Genomic DNA, 6,162 nt, shown 5'->3' on the forward strand with positions numbered 1-6,162 from the left:
CGGAGGCTTAGAAGGACACCTGGACGTTGGCCGCGAGGGCCGTGTCCGTGGAGACCTTCCCCGACGGCGGCGAGCTGTCGTACTGGAGCACGAAGCTGGTGCCCACCGAGAGGCTGTCCGTCAGCCCCACCGTGAGCTTCGAGGTGCTGTTCACCAACAGGCGGGACTCCCCCAGCACGTTGGGGATGGCCTCAGCCTCCTCCGTGAACACGGTGTCCTTGGACAGGCCGTAGCTGAACGACACGCCCACGCGCGGGCCGCCGAGGTCCACGTCCTCCAGGTCCAGCCGCGTCGGGTAGTACTGGAAGCGCGTCTCACGGAAGTAGCGGAACGCCAGGTCCGTGCGCAGCGAGGTGAACTTCCCATCCGCGCTCTTCTCGTCCCACCAGGAGATGCCCGCTCCGGCCTCGCCGGTGCCTCGCACCTCCACGCTCTTCACGTGGTCCGTCAGTGCACCGGCCAGCACGTAGCCACTGATGACCGGGGTGAAGCGCCGATCCACGCGGATGTCCGCGTTGGCGCCCAGGGCCACCACCTCGGTGCGCTCCGCCTCCGTCTCCGTGGCCGGGAGCCGGCTGCGGCCGTACACGGCCTGCGCCTTCACGCCGTAGATCCACCCCTCCGACTTGCGCTCGGCCGAGGCCAGACCGTTGAAGGTCAGCGTCGAGGAATTCCCCGAGAGCGCGATGAGCCCCAGTCCCACGCTCCCCTTCCACAGGTCCTCCTTGGGAGCCTCCTCCTTCTTCTCAGCGGCGGCCTCGGGCGCCGCAGCAGGGGTTTTCCCCAAGGCCTCGGTCAGCTTCTCCACGGCGGTGGCCATGCGAGCGCTGGCGTCCGCAGCCTTCTCGGCGGCGGCAGCGGCCTTCTCAGCGGCGGCGGCGGCGCGCTCGGTGGTGGCCTCGGCGGCCGGAGGCGGCGGCGGGGGAGGAGGAGTCTGGGCTTGGAGCGACGTCGCGACGATAAAGGCGGTCAACATAGGTTCTGGCGAGATGGGGTGAGAGTGTGCCCATCGGATTCCCGGCGGGCTTGGCCGTTGCATACCACCAGCGACAGCGGCGGCTCGACCCTTCTACGCTATGAAACCGCTCCCGAAGTACCTCCGGAGGCTCCTGCCCATGAAGCTCGTCCCCCTGGCCCTGCTGTGCTGGCTGCTGCTGCCCGGTGTCGCGTCGGCCCAACGAACCGTGACAGCCCCAGTGGACGTGGGCATTGGCCCTGCGGCCTTCTTCTTCTTCGGACCGGTGTTCGACGACCAGCCGATTCATACCGGGCTGAAGCTCAATGTGGAGGCGGTGCTCGACAAGGAGTGGCTGCGCAAGAACCAGGCCCTCATCCCGCGCAAGTACCGGAGCCAGGCCCTCAAGTCGGGGGAGATCCGCTTCTCTCCCGCCGTGCTCGCCCTCATCCCGGACTCGCTGATCATCTCACCGAAGTACCGGAACACGGGCATGTACGGGGCCACGTGGAAGCCGCTGGGCATCGGCTTGCCGCTCAGCTCCAGCCCCGTGCGCTTCTCAGTCGACGCGGGGCTGCTGCTGACCTACGCGTACATCTACTCGGACCTGGACACCCTCGGCACCACCCACTTCCTGCGGCCGGGGCTCCAGCTCGGAGCGGATCTGGAGTTCCAGCTCAGCAAGAGCTTCCTGATCAGCATCGGGTGGGACTCGGCGCTCTATGTCCCCCAGCGGCTCAACACCTTCAGCGAGACGAAGCCCCTGCGCGAGTCCATCTTCCACGTGGGGCAGGCCTACCTCATGCTCCACTTCCGCTTCCCCTACACCACCCGGCTGTGAGCCATGCGCCTCGTCCTCGCCAACGCTGAAGAACAAGTCTCTCGGGATGCCGTCACCTACTCCGCGTGGGGCTCTCCGCTCACCCGCGAGGGCTACCTCCAGCGCGAGAACCGGCTCCGCACCCACGCCTGGTCCCGCGCCGAGCTGAAGATGTGGCTGCTGTGCGAGGCGCCGGGCGAGGTGCTCGCCTCGTGCGAGACGTACCGGACGGACAGCTTCCTCCGCGCTCCGGACGGGACGCTCTCCGCCGGGGACAGCTACGCCATCGCCAGCGTCTTCACCGAGGAGCGGCTGCGCGGGCGCGGCTACGCCACGAAGCTGATGGACCTGCTGGCCGCGGAGCTCGAACGGGCCTCGCCGCGCGTCCACAGCGCCATCCTGTTCTCGGACGTGGGCGCTCCGCTCTACCAGCGCTCGGGCTATCGGGAGACACCCGCCTGGGACTGGCGCTTCAGCCCCGAGCCGGGCGAGCCCTCCGCGCTCGTAGACCGGCTGCTCCAGGACACGGACGTGGGCGCCACGCTCGCCCGGATGCGCCGGCCCGACGCTCCCTTCTTCTACTGGCCCACCGCCGAGCAAGTGGACTGGCACATCGAGCGCGAGCGCATCTACGCGGAGCTGATGCCCCGCCCGCGTCCCGAGGCCAACGGCGCCATCGCCGGAGACTCCACCGCGCTCTGGTACATGATGGGCCGCACCGGCACATTGATGGTGCTGATGCTCGACGCGCGGACGGCCGAGCAGGCGGCGGCGCTGCTCGGGACGGCCCGGCGGGTGGCACACCGAGCAGGCCTCTCGAAGGTGGTGCTGTGGGAGGAGCCCGCGACGGCCCCGCTGGTGGCAAAGGTGACGGGGGGAACGCGGGAGCTCCGGGACGGCTCGCTGCCGATGATCCGGCCACTGCGGCCGGGCCTTCCCTCCCCCGAGCTCACGCCCATTCCCCGAGCCCTCTGGGTCTGAGGCCCGCAGGAGGTAGGATGGGGCCATGGCCAAGCGCATCCGGATCATCGAGGGCACGTGGAACTGCACCTCGTGCGACACGAAGAACATCCCTGCCCGGCACAAGAAGTGCCCCACGTGCAACAACCCGCGCGAGCTGACGGGCAAGGAGTCCGAGTTCCAGTTCGCCGGGGAGGATGCGGCCACGGGCAGGTCGCTCGGCGAGAGCGTGACGGACGAGAGAGCGCTGGAGATGGCCAACGCGGGCGCGGACTGGTTCTGCGCCTACTGCGGTGCCTCGAACCGAGGCGACCAGCCCATCTGCAAGAACTGCAAGGCCGAGCGCACGGATGACTCCAAGGCGCTCCAGGAGGAGGAGGATCCAGGCCTACCGCCGCCTCGGCCGCAGGCACCGCCTCCGAAGAAGCGAAGCTGGGGGAAGATCGCCCTGGGCCTCTTCGGCGGCATGTTCTTCTGCTGCGGCGGAACCATTCTTTACTCCATCTGGTCGGCGATTCCGCACGACACCACGGGAGAGATCACCGGCACCGAGTGGAAGCGCTCCATCGCGCAGGAGCGCTTCACGCCGGTGACGGAGGAGGGCTGGCAGGACGAGCTGCGCCTCGAGTCCCCGCGAATGCCGGTGAACGGCTCGGGCGAGGTGGCGGGTGTGCAGAACATCCGGAGCTGCGTGTCGCGGCAGCGCACCACGCGGAAGGTGGCGGACGGCACGCAGCGGGTGTGCGAGAACAAGACGCGCAAGACGCAGTGCGGAACCGAGGAGAAGTGCCGCACGCGCAACAAGGGCAACGGCTTCAAGGAGGAGATCTGCGAGGACGTGCCGAAGTACTGCAGCGAGTCCTACGAGGACTGCCACACGGAGACGCGCTACCGGAACGAGCCCGTGTACTCGCAGAAGTGCAGCTACGACACGTACCTGTGGAAGGAGCTGGCCAAGCGCGAGCTGTCGGGGCGGGACGGCGAGCCGCCGCGCTGGCCGGAGCTGGTGGCGGGCCCGGCGGACCGGCTCAAGCGCGCGGAGCAGTACGTCATCCACGTCGCGTACGACAAGGGCGAGGAGAAGACGAAGCTCGAGCCCAAGACGGAGCAGGAGTACCTCGTCTGGAAGAAGGGCCAGCAGGTCGCCCTGACGGTGACGAACGGCGGGGAAATCAAGAAGATCGAGCCGCGTTAGAAAGAGCCCTCATGGAGTGCACCCGCTGTGGCGCCTGCTGCGTGGCGCCGGACATCGCCGCGCTGGACAAGCCCCTGGGGATGCGCTGCCCGCACCTCACGCCGGAGAACCTGTGCTCGGTGTATGACCGGAGGCCCCAGGTGTGCCGGAGCTACGAGCCGGACGAGGTCTGCAAGCTCATCGAGGCGCCCACGCTGGAGGAGCGCGTCCAAAAGTACCTGGCCCTCTTCGGCCTGAGCGCCGAGGCCGAGGCCACGCGCCAGACGGGCTGCGCCTCCATGCGCCAGGCTCGCGGCACGAAACCGTGAGCCCGCTGGCAGGCCGCTGAACTTCCCACCTGACAGGGCCTTGTCTCAGCCGGGCGCGGGGGTTATCGCGGGGCCGTGCGCTTTCAACCGACCGACTCCTTTGTCCCCGCCGCGGGCCTGGGCTCGCCCAACGCGCAGACCATCTTCGCGGCGTTGGCCCGCCCCACGCGCCTGCCGCCACTGCGGCGCGAGCGGCTCGAGCTGCCCGATGGTGACTTCGTCGATCTGGACACCTTCGACGGTGCGTCCGGAGCCCCTCACGTCCTGGCGCTCCACGGGCTGGAGGGCTCCTCGCAGGCCGGCTACGTCACTGCCATCCTCCGAGGCGCGGCGGAGAGAGGCTGGGGCGCCACGGCACTCAACTTCCGCTCGTGCAGCGGCGAGCCGAACCGCCTGGCGCGCTCGTACCACTCGGGAGAGATCGGCGATGCCCTCGCGGTGATGAACCACCTGAAGTCCCGGCTCACCGGCCCGCTGTACGCGGTGGGCTTCTCGCTGGGCGCCAATGTGCTCTGCCGCCTGCTGGAGGAGACCGGAGCGGACGCGCCGGTGAAGGCCGCCGCCGCCATGAGCGCGCCGTATGACCTGGACGCCTGCTGCCGCAAGCTCGATGGGAAAGGCCCCTTCCAGTTGCTCTACCGAGAGCGCTTCCTGCGCACGCTCAAGCAGAAGGCGCGCGAGAAGCTCCGGCGCTTCCCCGACGCGTTCGATCGCAAGGCGATGGAGTCCGCTCGCAGCATCCGCGCGTTCGATGACTCGGTGACGGCGCCGCTGCACGGCTTCCGGGACGCAGGCCACTACTACGCGGAGGCCTCGTCGGGGCCTCGGCTCCACGCCATCCAGCGGCCCACGCTGCTGCTGAGCGCCAAGGATGATCCGATGTTGGAGGATCCCGTCATCCCGCCCAGCGCCGCGGACAATGCGAACCTGAGCATCGTGCTGACCGAGTACGGCGGCCACGTGGGCTTCGTCTCGGGCCGGGTGCACGCGCCGCGCTTCTGGGGCGAGGCACAGATGCTGGCGTTCTTCGACGCCGTGGGTGCCGCTCAACCGAAGTAGAGAACCAGCCCCAGCTTGGCGGACGGCATCATGTAGAGAAAGCGTCCGCCCTGGGCACCGGACTCGCCCAGGCGCGCGCGGAAGGCCTCGTCGAGCGACTCCACGTTGGGCACGTCGAGCTCCACCCAGCTCACACCCGCGCGCACGAAGAACATGAAGCCCGAGGGGTCACCGAACTCGAACCCCAGGTGGGTGCTCGCGTAGGAGTACCCCACGCGCTCCATGGACTGCAGCGGCGGCAGCGAGGTGTCCGCCATCCTGCGCGCCAGCCGGTCCACGTCTCCGGCGAGGGCATGCCCCAGCTCGAAGGTCACCGACGGCGTGTACGTGCCCGGCTTCGGAAGCAACGTGATGCCAGCCCGGCCCCCCAACCGCAGACCATTGTGCGTGGCGCCCACATGCAGCCTCACGGCCTTGTTGGGCCGGAACGCCGCGGACAACCCCGCTCCATCCGGGACGCCCGCGTCGAGCAACAGCCCGAACGGCGCCAGCTTCTCCGGATCCTGCTTCTGACCCTTCACTTCCGGGGCTGCGGCCCATACCGCCGGTCCCCCCAGCATGAGCCCTGCCACCAGAAGCGTGCACACCGAACTCATGCCCGCCTCCCCCCCACGTTTCACCTCAGGGCAGCCGGCCCGGCGCGGACTCCCGCCGGCACCGGCTCTCTTCGCCGCCCCCACTCCCACTCCCCCAGAGCCGTTCCAACCCAGCGCGTGCCTACGAGGTGCTCCGCCGTGCCTTCCCGCCCGTCCTCGCCCTGCCCCAACCCGCCCTTCGGTACCGCTCCCTGCCCGCCCTACCCACCCTACGGACCGCCCTACCCCTACCCGCCCTACCCACTCCCACGCCCTTCCCCACCCCGTAC

At 69.3% G+C, this 6,162-nt stretch carries 7 protein-coding genes; 5 read left to right on the forward strand and 2 right to left on the reverse strand.

What is annotated here, in order from left to right:
- Positions 1 to 7: 7 nt before the first annotated feature.
- Positions 8 to 976, reverse strand: a complete 969-nt coding sequence (locus DB31_RS32205) for a DUF481 domain-containing protein (RefSeq protein WP_044194664.1) — start codon at positions 974 to 976, stop codon at positions 8 to 10.
- A 139-nt stretch (positions 977 to 1,115) separates the two neighbouring features.
- On the opposite strand from DB31_RS32205, the gene DB31_RS32210 reads away from it, so the two are divergent.
- From DB31_RS32210 to DB31_RS32230, 5 genes are all read left to right on the forward strand, one after another.
- Positions 1,116 to 1,796, forward strand: coding sequence for a hypothetical protein (locus tag DB31_RS32210; RefSeq protein ID WP_205628608.1), 681 nt, complete (start codon positions 1,116 to 1,118; stop codon positions 1,794 to 1,796).
- 3 nt (positions 1,797 to 1,799) lie between these two features.
- Positions 1,800 to 2,756, forward strand: a complete 957-nt coding sequence (locus tag DB31_RS32215; RefSeq protein ID WP_044194667.1) for a GNAT family N-acetyltransferase — start codon at positions 1,800 to 1,802, stop codon at positions 2,754 to 2,756.
- 25 nt (positions 2,757 to 2,781) lie between these two features.
- A complete protein-coding gene (locus DB31_RS32220; protein WP_044194668.1) occupies positions 2,782 to 3,930 on the forward strand; it encodes a hypothetical protein in 1,149 nt (382 codons plus the stop codon).
- Positions 3,931 to 3,941: 11 nt separating this feature from the next.
- Positions 3,942 to 4,238, forward strand: a complete 297-nt coding sequence (locus tag DB31_RS32225) for a YkgJ family cysteine cluster protein (protein ID WP_044194671.1) — start codon at positions 3,942 to 3,944, stop codon at positions 4,236 to 4,238.
- Positions 4,239 to 4,313: 75 nt separating this feature from the next.
- The gene (locus DB31_RS32230; RefSeq protein ID WP_044194674.1) at positions 4,314 to 5,297 is read left to right on the forward strand and encodes a hydrolase; all 984 of its coding nucleotides are present in this window, start codon (positions 4,314 to 4,316) and stop codon (positions 5,295 to 5,297) included.
- Here DB31_RS32230 and DB31_RS32235 read toward each other — a convergent pair.
- Positions 5,285 to 5,893 carry a hypothetical protein gene (locus tag DB31_RS32235; protein WP_044194676.1) on the reverse strand — a complete coding sequence of 203 codons (609 nt, stop codon included), beginning with the start codon at positions 5,891 to 5,893 and terminating at the stop codon, positions 5,285 to 5,287. The two genes, DB31_RS32230 and DB31_RS32235, sit on opposite strands and share 13 nt — an antisense overlap.
- Positions 5,894 to 6,162: the final 269 nt, after the last annotated feature.

Source organism: Hyalangium minutum, from assembly GCF_000737315.1.
In the GTDB taxonomy this organism is placed as follows: Bacteria; Myxococcota; Myxococcia; order Myxococcales; family Myxococcaceae; genus Hyalangium; species Hyalangium minutum.